The following is a 16,488-nucleotide window of genomic DNA, read 5'->3' as shown; positions in this document are numbered from 1 at the left end:
AGGCCGCCATCACTCCAGGACAACCATGCAAGCCGTAACTTCCACGCTTAGCGGAAACATCCGCGTCATCGTCATCGACAACCCTCCGGTCAATGCCACGTCCCAGGCGGTGCGCGCCGGCCTGCTGCATGCCATGGAGCAGGCGGCAGGCGATGACGATACCCGGGCCATCGTCATTGCCTGCGCCGGCGCTACCTTCGTGGCCGGGGCCGATATCAAGGAGTTCGGCAAGCCGCCGCTGGACCCGCACCTGTCGCAGGTGATACACGCCATCGAATCCAGCGCCAAGCCGGTGGTCGCGGCGATCCACGGTTCCGCGCTGGGCGGGGGGCTGGAACTGGCCCTGGGCTGCCACTACCGGGTGGTGGATGCGCGAGCCCGCCTGGGCCTGCCCGAGTCCACCCTGGGTATCATCCCCGGGGCGGGCGGTATTCCTCGGCTGCTGCGCCTGGCGGGCGTCGAGAAGGCGCTGGACATGGCTGCGGGCGGCAAACCAATAGACGCGGCCGAGGCGCTGGAAGCCGGTTTGGCGGACGCGTTAGCACAGGAGGATGTCCGGGCCGCCGCCATTGCGTACGCCCAGCGCTTGCTGGCGGAGGGCCAGGGCGCGCGGCGTACGCGGGAATTGCCGGTTCCGGCCTGCGAACCTCAGTTGTTCGAGGCCGCACGCGCCAGGTTCCAGGTCAGCCATCGAGGCCAGTTGGCGCCGCAGGCTTGCGTCGACGTGGCCATGCGCAGCGTCGCTTCGAGTTTCGAGGACAGCGTGGCCTATGGCCGTGAGCGTTTCCGGGAACTGGTGGCGTCGCCGCAGGCGCAAGCCTTGCGCCACGCGTTCTTCGCCGAGCGCATCGCGACCAAGCCCGCCGGCCTGCCCGCCGAGGACGCGGCGCCGGTGCGCAAGGCCGGCGTGGTCGGCGCCGGCACCATGGGCACGGGCATCGCCATGTGCTTTCTGAATGCGGGCATCCCCGTCGTGCTGGTCGAGCAGAACGAAAAGGTGCTGGCGTCCAGCGTCGAGACCATAGGCAAGACCTATAGCAACGATGTGGCGAAGGGCCGCATCACCGAAGCCACGCAGCGTGCGCGGAGCGGCGCGCTGACGCCGACGCAGCAATACGAGCCGCTGTGCGACTGCGACCTCGTGGTGGAGGCCGTCTTCGAGGACATGGGCGTCAAGCGGCAGGTACTGGCCAGCATCGAAGAGAACCTGCGGCCGGATGCGCTGATCGCCACCAACACCTCGTTCCTGGACATCGATGCGTTGGCGGCGGACCTGCGCCGCCCGGAGAGCGTCGTCGGCATGCATTTCTTCAGCCCTGCCCACATCATGAAGCTGCTGGAAAACGTGCGCGGCGCGCGCAGTTCGCCGCGCGCGCTGGCCACGATCCAGGCCTTGGGCAAGCGCCTGGGTAAGGTGGCGGTGATGGTGGGGGTGTCCGATGGTTTCGTCGGCAACCGCATGCTGGCGCGACGCACCCGCGAGTGTTACTTCATGCTGGAGGAAGGCGCGTTGCCCGAGCAGGTCGACCGCGTGCTGTGCGAGTTCGGCTTTCCGATGGGACAGTTCCAGCTGAACGACCTGGCGGGCCTGGATGTGGCCTGGCGCAACCGCCAAAGCCGGCTGGACCGTTTGAGCCCACGCGAGGTGGCCTGCAACATCCTGGACGAGATCGTCGCGGCGGGACGGCTGGGGCAGAAGACCGGGGCAGGGTTCTATACCTATGATGCGCAGCGCAAACGGTCGGTGGACCCGGCCATTTCCGAACTGATCGTGCACAACGCGGAACGGCGCGGCATCAGGCGGCGCGAGATTTCCGACGGAGAGATCCTGGAGCGCTGCCTCTACGCCATGATCAACGAGGGGGCGCTGATCCTGGAGGAGGGCGTCGCCAGCCGGCCGGAGGACATCGACACCATCTGGCTCAACGGCTACGGCTTTCCGCGGTTCCGCGGCGGCCCGATGTTCCATGCGGACCAGATCGGCGCGGCGCGCCTCTGCGAGCGCATCCGCCATTACGCCAGCCTGGCAGGCGAGCAGTACTGGACGCCCGCGCCGCTGCTGCTCGCCCAGGCGCGCGACGGCGGCGGCTTTTACCCTCGCTGAGGCTTTCCCTTCCGTCATCCACGTACACACATCCTATGTCTAACAGAGAACCTCCGCTTAGCGGCATCACCGTGCTGGACATGACCCGCATCATGGCGGGTCCCTGGTGCACGCAGAACCTGGCCGACCTGGGCGCCGAAGTACTGAAGATCGAACGCCCGCTATCGGGCGACGACACCCGCGGCTGGGGGCCGCCCAATCTGATGGACGCCGAAGGCCGGCGCACGCAGGAGTCGGCGTATTACCTGGCCGCCAACCGCAACAAGAAGTCGTTGGCCCTGGACATCGCAACCCAGGCTGGCGCGGACGCGGTGCGCCGGCTGGCAGCCGGATGCGACATCTTCGTCGAGAATTTCAAGGTGGGCGGCCTGCGCAAGTACGGCCTGGACTACGCCAGCCTGCGGGAGCTGAACCCGAGGCTCATCTATTGCTCCATCACGGGGTTCGGCCAGGACGGTCCCTACGCGGAAAAGCCCGGTTATGACTTCGTGATCCAGGCGCTGGGCGGTCTGATGAGCATCACTGGGGAAAAGGACGCGCTGCCTGGCGGCGGTCCGCAGAAGGCCGGCAACGCCGCCGCCGACCTGATGGCGGGCATGTACGCCACCAGCGCCATCCTCGCGGCGCTGCATGAGCGCGGCCGCAGCGGCCTGGGCCAACAGATCGATATCTCCATGCTGGATTGCCAGGTGGCGGCGTTGGGCGTGCAGAACTTCAACTACTTTCTGTCGGGCGAGGTGCCCCGCCGTGAAGGCAACGCGCATGTCAACCTGGCCCCTTATCAGGTGTTCGAGGCGGCGGATGGGCATGTGGTGCTGGGCGTTGGCAACGACGGTCAGTTCCAGAAATTCTGCGCCGCGGCGGGCCGGCCCGATCTGGCTGAAGATGAGCGCTACCTGACCAATACCGGGCGCGTGCTCGCCAAGGGCGTGCTCATTCCCGAACTCGAGCGGCTGTTTCTCACGCGAGGCCGCGACGAATGGGTCGGCCTGCTGGATGCCGCAGGCGTGCCGGTAGGCGTGATCAACGACATCGCCCAGGTTCATGAGGATCCGCAGGTGCGCGCCCGCGGCCTGAAATTCTCGTTGCCGCACCCAGTCTGCGGAAGCGTGCCGCAGGTCCGCAGTCCGATGCGTTTCTCGGAAAGCCCGGTCGCCTACCGCAACGCGGCTCCCTTGCTGGGAGCCGATACGCAGAGCGTCCTGAGCGCCAGGCTCGGATGCAGCGACACTGAAATCGCGGCGCTGCAGCAGCCCGCAAGCCAGGGAGAATCGCGATGAACAGCGCAGCCGCCAATGCAGGCACCCAGAAGCAGTACTTCGACCACCTGGCGCAGGGCCGCTTCCTGATCCAGCGCTGCGCCGATTGCGCGCGGCACGTGTTCCAGCCGCGCGAAATCTGCCCACATTGCGGCAGCGAGGCGCTGACCTGGGTCGCACCGACGGGTCGGGCCATTGTCTACAGTTGCACCACTGTCGCGCGCAAGCCCGAGGCCGGCGGCGACTACAACGTTTCGCTGCTCGATCTGGAGGAGGGCGTGCGGATGATGTCCAACGTCGTGGGCATGCCGCCTGACCAGGTGCGCATCGGCATGGCCGTAAGGGCCGTAATCGGCGAACGCGACGGCGCCGCCGCCGTGTTGTTCGAGGAGGCGCAGCAATGAACTACCGGCAATTGCGGGGTAAGACGGTCATCGCCGGCGTTGGCCACTTCGGCCTCGGCCAGGCGCCGGGCTACACGGACATGGAGCTGCTGGTGCGGGCCGCCCATGCGGCGGTGCGGGATGCGGGCTTGCAGATGCGCGACATCGACGGCATCGCGACCTCCAGCGTGGCGGCCAGCATGTGGCCTATGTCCGTCATCGAGACCCTGGGCATCCGCCCCACCTACATCGATGGAACCTGCCTGGGCGGCTCCAGCTTCATGTCCTACATCCTGGCCGCGGCCCATGCGCTGGATTCGGGGCAGTGCAATGCCGTGCTGGTCTGCTACGGCAGCGCGCAGAAGACAGCTGCCGTCGGACGCTCGGCGATTGCGGCCACGCGCAAGGCGCTGGACCCTCAGCCCTACGAAATGCCGTATGAACCTTTGAATCCGCCCAGCGCCTACGCGCTGGCCGCCAGGCGCCACATGCACGAGTTTGGCACCCGGCGCGAGGATTTGGCCGAAGTTGCGGTGGCGGCGCGCCGCTGGGCGCAACTCAATCCCGAAGCATATTCGCGCGATCCACTATCAATTGATGAGGTGCTGAGCGCGCGCCGGGTATCGGATCCGCTGACTGTCCGCGATTGCTGCCTGGTGACGGATGGCGCGGGCGCCTTCGTGATGACGCGGGCCGACCGCGCCCGGGATCTGCCACAGCCTCCCGCCTACATCCTGGGCAGCGCGACCGCCGTATGGAACCGCCAGATATCCGCGATGGAGAGCCTGACCACCACCGCGGCGCGCCAGTCGGGCGCGCTGGCGTTCGAAATGGCCGGCTATCGTCCAGCCGACATCGACGTGGCGCAGCTATACGACGCCTTCACCATCAACACCATCCTGTTCCTCGAAGACCTGGGATTCTGCGCCAAGGGCGAGGGCGGGGCCTTCGTGCGCGGCGGCGGCATTGCGCCGGGTGGCAGGCTGCCGGTGAACACAAACGGGGGCGGGTTGTCCTGCGTCCATCCGGGCATGTACGGGGTGTTCCTGGTGATCGAAGCGGTGCGCCAGTTGCGCGGCCAGGCGGGCGAGCGCCAGGTCCGGGATGCGCGCCTGGCCCTGGCGCACGGCAACGGCGGCACGCTGTCCAGCCAGTCCACGGTCATCCTGGGCGCCGAGGGAACCTGCTGAGGCCCCGCCTCAGGCGGCCCGCGCGATCTCGTAGATTTCCTCGATCAGGGCGGCGCGGACCGATTGCCGGTTCCATAGCAGGCCGACGCTGCGGAAGTGCTCGTCGTCCGGCAGGGGGATCTTGCGCAGCCCGGAGTCCGGGCGCAGTTCGCCTGCGCCGTCCGGCACCAGGGACACGCCCAGTCCCTGGCCTACCAGCAGCGCGATGACCTCGATGGAAGCGGTTTCGATGCGTATCTTGGGCCGTATGCTGTGCTGGCGGAAGTAGTTGGCGGCGAGCTGCCCGCCCCACAGCTTGCGGTCATAGCAGATCAGCGGATTGGCGCGCAGCAGCTGGTGCGGGTCGGTCTCGGCGAGCGAGGCCGGCGCCAGCACCACCAGCGGCTCGTCACGCACCCGGCGCCATTCCAGGTTCTTGGGCATCTGGAACTGCGGCTGCAGTATCAGTGCCGCGTCCATCTCTCCGTCGCAGATCTTGCTGTAGAGATTGACGGAATAGCCCTTGACCAGGCTGATTTCGAGATTGGGATGCCGGTCGATGAGACGCGCCAGCAGCGTGGGCATCAGCGTGGTCATGGCCGAATCGAACGCGCCCAGGGTCAGGTGGCCGAACACCACCGGCCCCTGGGACGCGGCCTTCAGGTTGCGCACCTCTTCCATGACGTGCTTGGCCTGCGCCAGGATCTGCGCGCCTTCGACCGTGGGTTTGACGGTGCGGCCGGAACGCACCACCAGCTTGAAACCCAGTTCGTCCTCGACCTTCTTGATGCGCTGATTGACCGCCGCCGGTGTCAGGCCGTTCTTGCGCGCAACCTCGGCGATCGAACCCTGCTCGATGACCTGGATGAAATTGAGCAGGAAGGTGGTGTCCATGGGCTCCCGGGCCGGCCGGTCAGCCCATCAGGCGCGCAAGTTCCGCGCCCGGATCCTTGGCGCGCATGAAGGCTTCGCCCACCAGGAAGGCGTCGACCTTGTGCTGGCGCATCAGCTGCACGTCTTCCGGCTTGAGGATGCCGCTTTCGGTTACGACGCGCTTGCCCGCGGGAATCCGGGGCAGCAGGTCCAGGGTGTTCGACAGGCTGGTCTCGAAGGTGCGCAGGTTGCGGTTGTTGATGCCGAGCAGCGGAGTCTTCATGGTCAGCGCGACGTCCAGTTCCTTGGCGTCATGCACTTCCACCAGCACGTCCATGCCCAGTTCCATCGCCAGCGTTTCATAGTCGCGCAGTTGCGCCGGGCTGAGCGCGGCCACGATCAGCAGCACGCAGTCCGCGCCCATGGCGCGCGCGGCGATGATCTGGTAGGGATCGATCACGAAGTCCTTGCGCAGCACCGGCAGCGAGCAGGCCGCGCGCGCCTGGCGCAGATGGTCGTGGGAGCCCTGGAAGAACTGCACGTCGGTCAGCACCGACAGGCAGGCCGCGCCGTGAACCGCATAGGTGGCGGCGATTTCCGGGGGATTGAAAGGGTCGCGCAGCACGCCCTTGGACGGCGAGGCCTTCTTGATTTCGGCGATGACGCCGGGCTTGCCTTGCGAGATCTTGTCTTCGATGGCTTGGGCAAAGCCACGCACGTCCTGCCGCGCCTGCGCTTCGCGCAGGACTTCGGCTTCGCTGCGCATCTGGCGAGCGGCGGCGACTTCCTCGGCCTTGACGGCGAGGATCTTCGCGAGAATATCGTTCATTTCAGGAATTTCCGGGTATATGCGCAGAATTCTTCCAGCTTGGCTCGCGCCGCGCCGGTGGAGATAAGTTCAAATGCTAGAGCCAATGCCTCGGGAATGGAATCGGCCTTATTGCCAGCATAAATGGCGAGTCCCGCATTGAGCGCGACGATGTCGCGGGCGGTGCCCTCGACATTTTCGAGCGCCTCGATGACAAGCTCGCGCGATTGTTCGCGATTGGACACCTTGATGCTGCGGTTGGACATCATGGATAGCCCGTAGTCCTCGGGATGGATCTCATATTCGAGGACCTTTCCGTCCTTGAGTTCCCCGACCAGGGTGGCGCCGCCCAGCGAGGCCTCGTCCATGCCGTCCTTGCCGTGCACCACCAGCACGTGGCGCGAACCCAGGCGTTCCAGCACGCGCACCTGGATGCCGACCAGGTCGGGGTGGAACACGCCCATCAACTGGTTGGCGGCGCCGGCCGGATTGGTCAGCGGGCCCAGGATGTTGAAAATGGTGCGCACGGCCAGTTCCTTGCGCACGGCGGCCACGTTCTTCATGGCGCCATGGTGGGCGGGCGCGAACATGAAGCCGATGCCGGTGGCCTGGATGCACTCGGCCACCTGTTCGGGCGTCAGCACCAGGTTGGCGCCCAGGGCTTCCAGCACGTCGGCGCTGCCGCTGGACGACGAGGCGCTGCGGTTGCCGTGCTTGGCGATCGGCACGCCGGCCGCCGCCGCCACGAACATGGCGGTGGTGGAAATGTTGAAGGTATGGCTGCCGTCGCCGCCGGTGCCGCACATGTCCAGCAGGTCGGCGGGGTTGGGCGTGACCACGGGCGTGGCGAATTCGCGCATGACCTGCGCGGCGGCGGTGATTTCGCCTATGGTCTCTTTCTTCACGCGCAGGCCCATCAGCAAGGCGCTTGCGATCTGCGGCGACATTTCGCCGCGCATCAGCATGCGCATGAGATGCAGCATTTCGTCGTGGAAGATTTCGCGGTGTTCAATGCAGCGCGTCAGCGCTTCGGCGGGGGAAATAGTCACGATGCGTCCTTCTTAGGCGAGGTTCAGGAAATTGCGGAGCAGGGCATGGCCGTGCTCGCTGAGCACCGACTCGGGATGGAACTGTACTCCGTATAGCGGCAGGGTCTTGTGGCGCACGCCCATGATGTCGCCGTCCGGCGCGGTCGCCGTCACGGCCAGGCAGTCGGGCAGGGTGGCGGGGTCTATGGTCAGCGAGTTGTAACGGATCACGGTGTACGGGGTGGGCAGACCGGTGAAGATGTCCGTGCCGGTATGCGAGATCTGCACGGTCTTGCCGTGCATGATCTGCTGCGCGCGCACGATGTCGCCGCCGTAGGCCGCGCCGATGGCCTGATGGCCCAGGCACACGCCCAGGATGGGCTTCTTGCCCGCGAAGGCCTGGATCACGGGCACCGAGATGCCTGCCTCGGCCGGCGAGCAGGGGCCGGGCGACACGCAGATGCGGTCCGGGTTCATGGCGGCGATCTCTTCCAGCGTGATCTGGTCGTTGCGCGCCACGCGCACGTCTTCGCCCAGTTCACCGAAGTATTGCACCAGGTTGTAGGTGAAAGAGTCGTAGTTGTCGATCATCAACAGCATTTAATTCTCCTGTGGGGCCGCCCGGCGGCCCGGATATGTCCGGTGGGGGCGGGGCCTCAGATGGGCTCGTCCAGGCCGTGCTGCACCTGTTCGGCTGCGCGCAGCACCGCGCGGGCCTTGGCTTCGGTTTCGGCCCATTCGGCTTCAGGGTTGGAATCGGCCACGATGCCGGCGGCGGCCTGCACGTACAGCGTGCCGTCCTTGATGACGCCGGTGCGGATGGCGATGGCCACGTCCATTTCGCCGCCGTAGCTCAGGTAGCCGGCCGCGCCGCCGTAGATGCCGCGGCGCACGGGTTCCAGTTCGTCGATGATCTTCATGGCCTCGACCTTGGGCGCGCCGGTCAGGGTGCCTGCGGGGAAGGACGCGCGCAGCACGTCCATGCTGCTCATGCCCGGGTTCAGCGTGCCGGTGACGTTGGACACCAGGTGCATCACGTGCGAATAGCGTTCGATCACCATGGTGTCGCTGACCTTGACCGAGCCCACCTGGGCCACGCGGCCCACGTCGTTGCGCGCCAGGTCGATCAGCATCACGTGTTCGGCCACTTCCTTGGGATCGGCCTTCAGTTCGGCGGCCAGGGCGGTGTCTTCCTCGGGCGTGCCGCCGCGCTTGCGGGTGCCGGCCAGGGGACGGATCGTGATCTGCGACTTGGGTTCGCCGTTTTCCACCACGCGTTCCTGGCGCACCAGGATTTCCGGCGACGCGCCGACCACCTGGAAGTCGCCGAAGTTCCAGAAGTACATGTAGGGGGAGGGATTGAGCGACCGCAGGGCGCGGTAGAGGGAGAGGGGGGAATCGCGGAAGGGCTTGGCGATGACCTGGCCAATCTGCACTTGCATCAGGTCGCCGGCGGCGATGTGTTCCTTGGCGCGGTGCACGGCCGCCAGATAGTCTTCCTTCTTGAAGTCGCGCCGCTCTTCGGTCTGCATGCTGGCGTGGCTGTAGGGAATTTCCACCGGGCGTCGCAGTCGGGCGCGCAGGTCGTGCAGGCGCTGCTGGGCGCGGCTGTAGGCCTCGGGCTGGCCCGGGTCCGCGTAGACCATCAGGTAGATGCGGCCGGCCAGGTTGTCGACGATGACCAGCTCGTCCACGTGCATCAGCATCAGGTCGGGCGTGCCGCCTTCCATGCCGGCGGGGAACGGCTTGACCGCCGGGCCCAGGCAGGGCTCGATGTGGCGCACGGTGTCGTAGCCGAAGTAGCCCGCCAGGCCGCCGCAGAAGCGCGGCATGCCGGGACGCAGGGCGACCTTGAAGCGGCTCTGGTATTGCTCGATGAAGGCCAGCGGATCGCCGTCATGGGTTTCGGCGACCTTGCCGTCGTGCAGCACCTCGGTGCGGGTGCCGCTGGCGCGGATCACCGTGCGGGCCGGCAGGCCGATGAAGGAATAACGGCCGAAGCGTTCGCCGCCCACCACCGACTCCATCAGGCAGGTCATGCGTCCGCCCTGGGGGCCGGCGTGCGCCAGCTTCAGGTAGATGCCCAGCGGCGTGTCCAGGTCGGCATAGGTTTCGGCGACCAGCGGGATGCGGTTGTAGCCTTGTGCGGCGAGGGCCTTGAATTCGATTTCGGTCATGTCGGGTCTCGTGAGCGATTTATCTGCTATCGGACCAGGCGCGCAACAAAAAAGCCCGGTCCAGGTTACTGGTTCCGGGCTTGGCTCTGTGTTTACACAGCTACGGCACTAGGCGGCATACGCGTCCAGGGCCGGGAGGGATCATCGCCACCCGGAAGACAAACGCCACCAGCGCCACGAGGCGCCGAGCATTTGGTTCTGGATGGAAACGTTCATTGAGCTTTGTTCAGTATTGAATTCGCGGTGAGCCGCCGTTGTTCAGGAGCCTGTTTTTGCCGCGTTCTGGTTTTGATTCCAGAGCGCGACCCACTGGGCGGCGGCGACTAGCGTGTCAACTATACCATCGACATCCAGCTCGCGCACGTCCCGGCCTTCGTTGTAACCGTAAGGCACGACCAGGACCTGGGTGCCGGCGCTGCGGCCCGCCTGCGCGTCATTGACGGAATCGCCGATGGTCACGGCTTCGTGCGGAGCGACGCCGAGCAGGTCGCAGGCATGCACCACCTGATCCGGATCGGGCTTGCGGCGCTCGCAGGTGTCGCCGCAGACCACGGCATCGAAAAAGCCCGCCAGGCCCGTGCGTTGCAGCAGCGGCAGGGTGAATTCGGTGGGCTTGTTGGTGACGACGGCCAGCTTCAGCCCTTGCTCGCGCATGAGCTTCAGGCCGTCGATGACGCCAGGGTAGATCTGCGCTTTTTCGCCATTGGACAGGTGGTAATGGCGATAGAAGGCGGCGCGGGCGACATCGAACTCGGCGGCGGTGGGGTCGGCCGCGTCCAGGCTGCCGGCCAGGCTGCGGCGCACCAGGTTGTCCACGCCCTTGCCCACGAAGGTGGCCACCACGTCTTCGCGCAGCGGCGACATGCCCAGCTCCACGCGCATGGCGTTGGCGGCGAAGGCCAGGTCGGGAATCGAATCCAGCAGGGTGCCGTCCAGGTCCAGCAGCGCGGCGCGAAAAGCGGTCATGTCGGTTCCCGGAGCTTAGATGGCGGTGGTTTCGCCGATGGCGATCTGTTCGCGCATGGACTTGATGATGCCGGCATAGTCCGGCTTGCCGAAGATGGCGGAGCCGGCCACGAAGGTATCGGCGCCGGCGCGGCGGATTTCAGCGATGTTGTCGATCTTCACGCCGCCGTCGACCTGCAGCACGATTTCCTGGCCGCCGGCCTGCGTCCAGGCGTCGATGCGCGCGCGCGCCTCGCGCAGTTTGGTCAGCGCGCCGGGGATGAAGCTCTGGCCGCCGAAGCCCGGATTCACCGACATGATCAGGATCAGGTCGATCTTGTCCATCACGTAGTCCAGGTAGGACAGCGGGGTGGCGGGGTTGAACACCAGGCCGGCCTTACAGCCGTTTTCGCGGATCAGCGACAGCGTGCGGTCCACGTGGCGGCTGGCGTCAGGGTGGAAGCTGATGTAGTCGGCGCCGGCCTTGGCGAACATCGGCACCAGGTCGTCCACCGGTTCCACCATCAGGTGCACGTCGATCGGCACCTGGACGTGGGGGCGGATGGCCGCGCACACCATCGGGCCGATGGTCAGATTGGGGACATAGTGGTTGTCCATCACGTCCACGTGGATCCAGTCGGCGCCGGCGGCGACGACGTTGCGGACTTCCTCGCCCAGGCGGGCGAAGTCGGCCGACAGGATGCTGGGGGTGATGCGGGTGGAAGCCTGTTGGGTAGACATGATGTTCGGGATCGGGGAGGGCATAATGTGCCATTATTGCAGTTTGAGGCGCGGTACCGGGAATGGCCCGGCCCGGCGGGTCCGGGAACCGCGTCTTTTCCAGCGTCCGGCGCCGTACCACGGCCGCCCGCCAGCACCACACAGGGAAGGACTGTGAAACCTTACGACCTGAGCGTCTCTGTCTCTCCGCGCTTCGTGCCTGAACAGTCCGATCCTGGCGAACAGCAGTTCGTGTTCGCCTATACCGTCCGCATCACCAATACCGGCGAGCATCCCGCCCAGGTGATCAGCCGCCACTGGATCATCACCGATGGCAACCAGCGCGTGCAGGAAGTGCGCGGGCTGGGCATCGTGGGCCAGCAGCCCTTGCTCGCGCCCGGCGAAACCTTCGAGTACACCAGCGGCTGTCCCCTGCCCACGCCGGTGGGCACGATGCGCGGCACCTACCACTGCGTCGGCGAGAACGGCATACCGTTCGAAGTGCCGATCTCCGAATTCGTCCTGGCCATGCCGCGTACCCTGCATTGAATGGCCCGGCCATCCGTCGCACGTTTTTTTATTTGCTCATGAAGCGCATTCTCAGTCTGTCCGTGCTGTCCGTATTGCTGGCGGCATGTTCCACCCCCTCTGACATTCCTCCCGACTCCGGTTCGACCGGCATCCCCGGCCCGTCCGCGCCCGCGGCCGACGGCCCGCTGGTGGTGCCGTCGCTGGCGTCCTTGCCCGATACTCCGCCGCGCGCGCTGGCTGGCAAGTACAAGGCGGCCAACTGGGCCGAGATGCCCGGCTGGACCAACGATGACCTGTCGCGCTTCTGGCCTCTGTTCCTGCGCAATTGCCGCGGCCTGATGCGGCCGACCAGCGGCAACCTGGCCGCGCCCGCGCGCGCCACGCCGCGGGCCTGGCAGCCGGTCTGCGCGGCCGCCGCGGATCCGTCCCGCGCGCCTGCTGCGGGCGATGGCGAGGGCGTGCGCCGCTTCCTGCAGACCTATCTGCAGCCCTGGCGTCTGAACGCCGCCGACGGCAAGCCGGCCACCAACACCGTGACAGGCTATTACGAGCCCCTGGTGCGCGGCTCGCGCCGCCAGGGCGGCAGCCATCAGTGGCCGCTGTACACCGTGCCCGCGGACCTGCTGACCATCGACCTGGGCTCGATCTATCCGGAACTGGCGGGCAAGCGCGTGCGCGGCAAGCTGGACGGCAAGCGGGTGGTGCCTTATGACTCGCGCGCCGCCATCGAGTCCTCCGGCCGGCGTCCGCCTGTGCTGGTGTGGGTGGATGACCCCGTCGACAACTTCTTCCTGCAGGTGCAGGGCTCGGGCCGCGTGCAGCTGACCGACGGTCCCGATTCCGGCAAGACCATCCGCGTGGCCTATGCCGACCACAACGGCCAGCCTTACGCCTCCATCGGCCGCTGGCTGATCGACCGCGGCGAGTTGTCGGCCGACCAGGCTTCCATGCAGAACATCCGCGCCTGGGCCCAGCGCAATCCCAAGCGCGTGCCGGAAATGCTCAACGCCAACCCGGCGGTGGTGTTCTTCCGCGAAGAGGCGGTAGTCGATCCGGAACAAGGTCCCAAGGGCGCCTACGCGGTGCCGCTGGCCCCCATGCGTTCGATCGCGGTCGACGCGGGTTTCGTGCCGCTGGGCACGCCGGTGTTCCTGGCCACGACCTATCCGGCGTCCGACCGGCCGCTGCAGCGCCTGGTGCTGGCCCAGGACACGGGCACGGCCATCCGCGGCGCCGCGCGCGCCGACTTCTACTGGGGCTACGGCGACGACGCCGGCCAGCAGGCCGGCCGCATGAAGCAACGCGGCCAGATGTGGGTGCTGTGGCCGAAACAGGCTGGGGAGCCGAGCGCAAGATGAGCCATCAGATCGTCGTTTGCGGGGCCGGCATCGTCGGCCTGTCCACTGCCCTGGCGCTGGCCCGCCGCGGCCAGCGCGTGGCCGTGCTGGCGCCGCGCGCCAGCGTGCCGCCGGCCGATCCCGACCGCTACCACCCGCGCGTTTATGCCATTTCGCCCGCCAGCCAGCGTTTCCTGGCCGAGCTCGGCGTGTGGGACGCCATGCCCGCGTCCCGGCTGACGCCGGTCAACGCCATGGAAATCCACGGCGACGCCGACGGCCAGGTGAACCTGAGCGCCTGGCAGGCGGCGCTGCCGCAGTTGGCCTGGATCGTCGAGTCCGGCGAAATCGAGCGCGTGCTGATCCAGGCGGTCCGCATGTTCGGCATCCCCTGGCTGGAGGACCGCTGCACGGGTTACCGCGACGGCGCCATCGACACCGAAAGCGGCGCGCGCATCGAGGCCGAGCTGTTCGTGGGCGCCGATGGCGCGGCGTCGCCGCTGCGCGAGGCCGCCGGCCTGAAGCATGAATCCGTGTCCTACGACGACACGGGCCTGGTGGTGCACCTGGACGCTGAGCGTCCGCACCAGGGCACCGCTTTCCAGTGGTTCCGAGACGACGGCGTGCTGGCCCTGCTGCCGCTGCCCGATACCTCTGCCGGTCCGCAGGTTTCCATGGTCTGGTCCATGCGCACCGAGCTGGCCCAGGCACTGCTGGCCCTGCCGCCCGAGGAGCAGGCCGCTCGCCTCGAAACCCTGCTGGCCGACGCCGCCGAAGGCCGCCTGGGCGCGCTGAAGGTCCGCAGCAAGCTGCATGGCTTTCCCTTGACGCTGGAGCGCGCCCAGATGGTTGCGCCGGGTATCGCGCTGGCGGGCGACGCGGCCCACCGCCTGCACCCGCTGGCGGGCCAGGGGCTGAACCTGGGCCTGGGCGACGTCGAGGCGCTGGCCCGCGTGGTCGCGGGCCGTGAAGCCTATCGCTCGGCGGGCGACCTGCGCGTGCTGCACCGCTACCAGCGCGCGCGCGCCGAGCCGGTGCTGGCCATGCGCCTGGCCACTGACGGCTTGCACAAGCTGTTCGCGTCGCGGGCGACGCCGCTGGTCTGGCTGCGCAATGCCGGCATGCACTGGGTAGAGCGGGCGCCTTTGATCAAGCGCCGCCTGATAACCGGGGCCTCGGCCAACTAGGGCCGGATCGGTCCCGCGGAACCTCGCCCGCGGGCGGATTGTCTGATCCTTAGGGGGCGCCTGCCCGCAGACCGGATTCGCCCAGGCGCGGATCGGTTACCCTTTCCGCACAAGAACACGATAGATGAGTACAGGAGTACCGATGAATTTCCGCATATCCGCCACCTTGGCGGCTTGTTTCCTGGCCGCGGGCCTGGGCATGTCCGCCGGCGTGGCGGCCCAGGGCGACAAGTCTGTCTCCACCCAGTCCGTAGGGCAGCCCGCCAAGGGCGACAAGAGCTACTCCACCACCCAGGTGGCGCCGGCCGATCCCGTGGCGGACGCGGTCAAGGAGCGTTTCCGCCAGCGTTTCGACGGCATGGACGTCACGGCCGTGCGCCGCACGCCCTACGGCCTGTTCGAAGTGCAGCTGGGCATGGACCTCATCTACACGGATGAAAAAGTGACGTGGGTCATGGAAGGTCCGCTGATCGACGCCATGACGCGTCGCGACGTCACCCGCGAAACGCAGGAACGCCTGAGCGCCGTGTCGTTCGACCAGTTGCCGCTGGATCTCGCCATCAAGCAGGTCAAGGGCGACGGTTCGCGCAAGGTCGCTATCTTCGAAGACCCCAACTGCGGCTACTGCAAGCAATTGCGCAAGACGCTGGAAAACGTCGACAACATCACCGTCTACACCTTCCTCTATCCCATCCTGTCGCCCGATTCCAAGGACAAGGTGCGCGATGTGTGGTGCTCGAAGGACCCGGGCGCCACCTGGGATGACTGGATGCTGCGCGGCAAGAAGCCCGCCACCGCCAATTGCGACGTGCCCGAGGACAAGCTGCTGGCCTTGGGCCAGAAGCTGATGGTGCGCGGCACGCCGACCACGTTCTTTGCAGACGGCTCGCGCGTCAGCGGCGCCTTGCCGCTGGAGCAATTCAAAGCCCGCTTGAACTGACCGGCGCGCGGCGCCGGCCGGGAGGCTGGCGCCACAGGCGCCAAGCCCCCGGAGACAGCTTTTGAAAATCGCAATACTCGACGATTACCACGACGTAGCCAAGCGCTATGCGGATTGGACCTCGCTGGGCGGTGACGCCGAGGTGCAGATCTTCAACAACTTCATTCCCGAAGAACAGGTCGAGCCCACGCTTGAACCCTACGACGTGATTGTCGCCATGCGCGAGCGCACGCCGTTCCCCGCGGAGCGGATCCGCGCCCTGCCGAACCTGCGCCTGCTGGTCACCACCGGCATGCGCAACAACGCCATCGACATGCAGGCCTGCGCCGAGCAGGGCATCGTCGTCTGCGGCGCGCCCGGCAGCGCCGACGCCAACACCGCCACGGCCGAACTGGCCTGGGCGCACATCCTGGGCCTGTTCAAGCACCTGCCGGCCGAAGACGCGGCCATGCGGCGCGGCATGTGGCAGACGGCCATGCCTGAACCATTGGCAGGCAAGCGCCTGGGCGTGCTGGGCCTGGGCAAGCTGGGCGCGGCGGTCGCCAAGGTAGGCCTGGCCTTCGGCATGGACGTGGTGGCCTGGAGCCCCAACCTGACCGACGAGCGCGCCGAGGCGGCGGGCGTGAAGCGGGTGGACAAGCACGAACTCTTCGCCACGTCCGACGTGGTCAGCCTGCATCTGATCCTGTCCGAGCGCAGCCGCCATGTGGTCGACGCGGCCGCGCTGGCCGCGATGAAACCGACCGCGTACCTGGTCAACACTTCGCGCGCCGGCCTGGTGGACCAGGAAGCCTTGATGGACGCGCTGGTGAAGTTCCGCATCGCCGGCGCCGGCCTGGACGTCTATCCCGAAGAGCCGCTGTCGCCCACGGATTCCGTGCGGGACCTGGACAACGTGATCCTGACGCCGCACCTGGGCTACGTCAGCCGCGAGAACTTCGAAGCCTTCTATCAGAATGCGCTGGAAGCGGTGAAGGCGTGGAAAGCCGGCAAGCCCATCCGCGTGCTGAACGCGTAGGCGTAGCGC

At 67.1% G+C, this 16,488-nt stretch carries 16 protein-coding genes; 9 read left to right on the top strand and 7 right to left on the bottom strand.

What is annotated here, in order from left to right:
- Nucleotides 1-25: 25 nt before the first annotated feature.
- Genes DXK93_RS22870 through DXK93_RS22855 form a run of 4 tightly spaced genes read left to right on the top strand, consistent with a single transcriptional unit; the run spans nt 26 to nt 4,936 of the window.
- A complete protein-coding gene (locus tag DXK93_RS22870) occupies nt 26-2,104 on the top strand; it encodes a 3-hydroxyacyl-CoA dehydrogenase NAD-binding domain-containing protein (protein ID WP_119451207.1) in 2,079 nt (692 codons plus the stop codon).
- A gap of 35 nt (nt 2,105-2,139) precedes the next feature.
- Nucleotides 2,140-3,384 (top strand): CaiB/BaiF CoA-transferase family protein, encoded by a 1,245-nt coding sequence (locus DXK93_RS22865; protein WP_119451206.1) that lies wholly within the window; start codon nt 2,140-2,142, stop codon nt 3,382-3,384.
- Nucleotides 3,381-3,767 carry a Zn-ribbon domain-containing OB-fold protein gene (locus DXK93_RS22860; RefSeq protein ID WP_054455254.1) on the top strand — a complete coding sequence of 129 codons (387 nt, stop codon included), beginning with the start codon at nt 3,381-3,383 and terminating at the stop codon, nt 3,765-3,767. The genes DXK93_RS22865 and DXK93_RS22860 overlap by 4 nt, the downstream gene beginning before the upstream one ends.
- Nucleotides 3,764-4,936 (top strand): thiolase, encoded by a 1,173-nt coding sequence (locus DXK93_RS22855; protein WP_054455252.1) that lies wholly within the window; start codon nt 3,764-3,766, stop codon nt 4,934-4,936. Before DXK93_RS22860 ends, DXK93_RS22855 begins: the two co-directional genes overlap by 4 nt.
- Before the next feature lie 9 nt (nt 4,937-4,945).
- On the opposite strand, the gene DXK93_RS22850 is transcribed toward DXK93_RS22855, so the two are convergent.
- The 7 genes from DXK93_RS22850 to rpe form a co-directional block, all read right to left on the bottom strand.
- On the bottom strand, nt 4,946-5,809 hold the full coding sequence (locus DXK93_RS22850; protein WP_054455250.1) for a LysR family transcriptional regulator: 864 nt from the start codon (nt 5,807-5,809) through the stop codon (nt 4,946-4,948).
- A gap of 19 nt (nt 5,810-5,828) precedes the next feature.
- On the bottom strand, nt 5,829-6,617 hold the full coding sequence (gene trpC / locus DXK93_RS22845) for an indole-3-glycerol phosphate synthase TrpC (protein WP_054455247.1): 789 nt from the start codon (nt 6,615-6,617) through the stop codon (nt 5,829-5,831).
- Entirely contained in the window at nt 6,614-7,645 is a 1,032-nt protein-coding gene (trpD, locus tag DXK93_RS22840) for an anthranilate phosphoribosyltransferase (protein ID WP_054455246.1), read from the bottom strand. Before trpD ends, trpC begins: the two co-directional genes overlap by 4 nt.
- A gap of 12 nt (nt 7,646-7,657) precedes the next feature.
- Complete coding sequence (locus DXK93_RS22835) at nt 7,658-8,224, bottom strand: aminodeoxychorismate/anthranilate synthase component II (RefSeq protein ID WP_054455244.1); 567 nt, start codon at nt 8,222-8,224, stop codon at nt 7,658-7,660.
- A 56-nt stretch (nt 8,225-8,280) separates the two neighbouring features.
- On the bottom strand, nt 8,281-9,801 hold the full coding sequence (gene trpE, locus DXK93_RS22830) for an anthranilate synthase component I (RefSeq protein ID WP_119451205.1): 1,521 nt from the start codon (nt 9,799-9,801) through the stop codon (nt 8,281-8,283).
- 258 nt (nt 9,802-10,059) lie between these two features.
- Nucleotides 10,060-10,767: a phosphoglycolate phosphatase gene (locus tag DXK93_RS22825; protein WP_054455239.1), complete on the bottom strand. Its 708-nt coding sequence runs from the start codon at nt 10,765-10,767 to the stop codon at nt 10,060-10,062.
- A 15-nt stretch (nt 10,768-10,782) separates the two neighbouring features.
- A complete protein-coding gene (gene rpe / locus DXK93_RS22820; protein WP_054455236.1) occupies nt 10,783-11,511 on the bottom strand; it encodes a ribulose-phosphate 3-epimerase in 729 nt (242 codons plus the stop codon).
- A 129-nt stretch (nt 11,512-11,640) separates the two neighbouring features.
- Between rpe and apaG the strand changes: the two genes are divergently transcribed.
- The 5 genes from apaG to DXK93_RS22795 all read left to right on the top strand — a co-directional run bounded on the left by apaG (nt 11,641) and on the right by DXK93_RS22795 (nt 16,479).
- On the top strand, nt 11,641-12,015 hold the full coding sequence (gene apaG / locus DXK93_RS22815; RefSeq protein ID WP_039882644.1) for a Co2+/Mg2+ efflux protein ApaG: 375 nt from the start codon (nt 11,641-11,643) through the stop codon (nt 12,013-12,015).
- Between the two features lie 38 nt (nt 12,016-12,053).
- Nucleotides 12,054-13,355 carry a murein transglycosylase A gene (locus tag DXK93_RS22810; RefSeq protein ID WP_054455234.1) on the top strand — a complete coding sequence of 434 codons (1,302 nt, stop codon included), beginning with the start codon at nt 12,054-12,056 and terminating at the stop codon, nt 13,353-13,355.
- A complete protein-coding gene (locus DXK93_RS22805) occupies nt 13,352-14,521 on the top strand; it encodes a UbiH/UbiF family hydroxylase (RefSeq protein WP_054455232.1) in 1,170 nt (389 codons plus the stop codon). Before DXK93_RS22810 ends, DXK93_RS22805 begins: the two co-directional genes overlap by 4 nt.
- 142 nt (nt 14,522-14,663) lie before the next feature.
- Nucleotides 14,664-15,461: a DsbC family protein gene (locus tag DXK93_RS22800; RefSeq protein ID WP_054455230.1), complete on the top strand. Its 798-nt coding sequence runs from the start codon at nt 14,664-14,666 to the stop codon at nt 15,459-15,461.
- Nucleotides 15,462-15,522: 61 nt separating this feature from the next.
- Entirely contained in the window at nt 15,523-16,479 is a 957-nt protein-coding gene (locus tag DXK93_RS22795; RefSeq protein ID WP_119451204.1) for a D-2-hydroxyacid dehydrogenase family protein, read from the top strand.
- Nucleotides 16,480-16,488: the final 9 nt, after the last annotated feature.

The sequence above is a fragment of the Achromobacter sp. K91 genome (genome assembly GCF_003576205.1).
Taxonomy (GTDB): Bacteria; Pseudomonadota; Gammaproteobacteria; order Burkholderiales; family Burkholderiaceae_B; genus Achromobacter; species Achromobacter aegrifaciens.
Note: the sequence above shows the minus strand (reverse complement) of the source record. Positions and strands in the feature narration are given on the sequence as shown.

Bases quoted from the DNA above. Each gene is read 5' to 3' on its own strand.
- DXK93_RS22805 (WP_054455232.1), top strand. From the start codon at position 13,352: ATGAGCCATCAGATCGTCGTTTGCGGGGCCGGCATCGTCGGCCTGTCC.
- DXK93_RS22800 (WP_054455230.1), top strand. From the start codon at position 14,664: ATGAATTTCCGCATATCCGCCACCTTGGCGGCTTGTTTCCTGGCCGCG.
- trpC (WP_054455247.1), bottom strand. From the start codon at position 6,617: ATGAACGATATTCTCGCGAAGATCCTCGCCGTCAAGGCCGAGGAAGTC.
- DXK93_RS22835 (WP_054455244.1), bottom strand. From the start codon at position 8,224: ATGCTGTTGATGATCGACAACTACGACTCTTTCACCTACAACCTGGTG.
- DXK93_RS22850 (WP_054455250.1), bottom strand. From the start codon at position 5,809: ATGGACACCACCTTCCTGCTCAATTTCATCCAGGTCATCGAGCAGGGT.
- DXK93_RS22870 (WP_119451207.1), top strand. From the start codon at position 26: ATGCAAGCCGTAACTTCCACGCTTAGCGGAAACATCCGCGTCATCGTC.
- DXK93_RS22865 (WP_119451206.1), top strand. From the start codon at position 2,140: ATGTCTAACAGAGAACCTCCGCTTAGCGGCATCACCGTGCTGGACATG.
- DXK93_RS22860 (WP_054455254.1), top strand. From the start codon at position 3,381: ATGAACAGCGCAGCCGCCAATGCAGGCACCCAGAAGCAGTACTTCGAC.
- DXK93_RS22855 (WP_054455252.1), top strand. From the start codon at position 3,764: ATGAACTACCGGCAATTGCGGGGTAAGACGGTCATCGCCGGCGTTGGC.
- trpE (WP_119451205.1), bottom strand. From the start codon at position 9,801: ATGACCGAAATCGAATTCAAGGCCCTCGCCGCACAAGGCTACAACCGC.
- rpe (WP_054455236.1), bottom strand. From the start codon at position 11,511: ATGCCCTCCCCGATCCCGAACATCATGTCTACCCAACAGGCTTCCACC.
- DXK93_RS22825 (WP_054455239.1), bottom strand. From the start codon at position 10,767: ATGACCGCTTTTCGCGCCGCGCTGCTGGACCTGGACGGCACCCTGCTG.
- DXK93_RS22810 (WP_054455234.1), top strand. From the start codon at position 12,054: ATGAAGCGCATTCTCAGTCTGTCCGTGCTGTCCGTATTGCTGGCGGCA.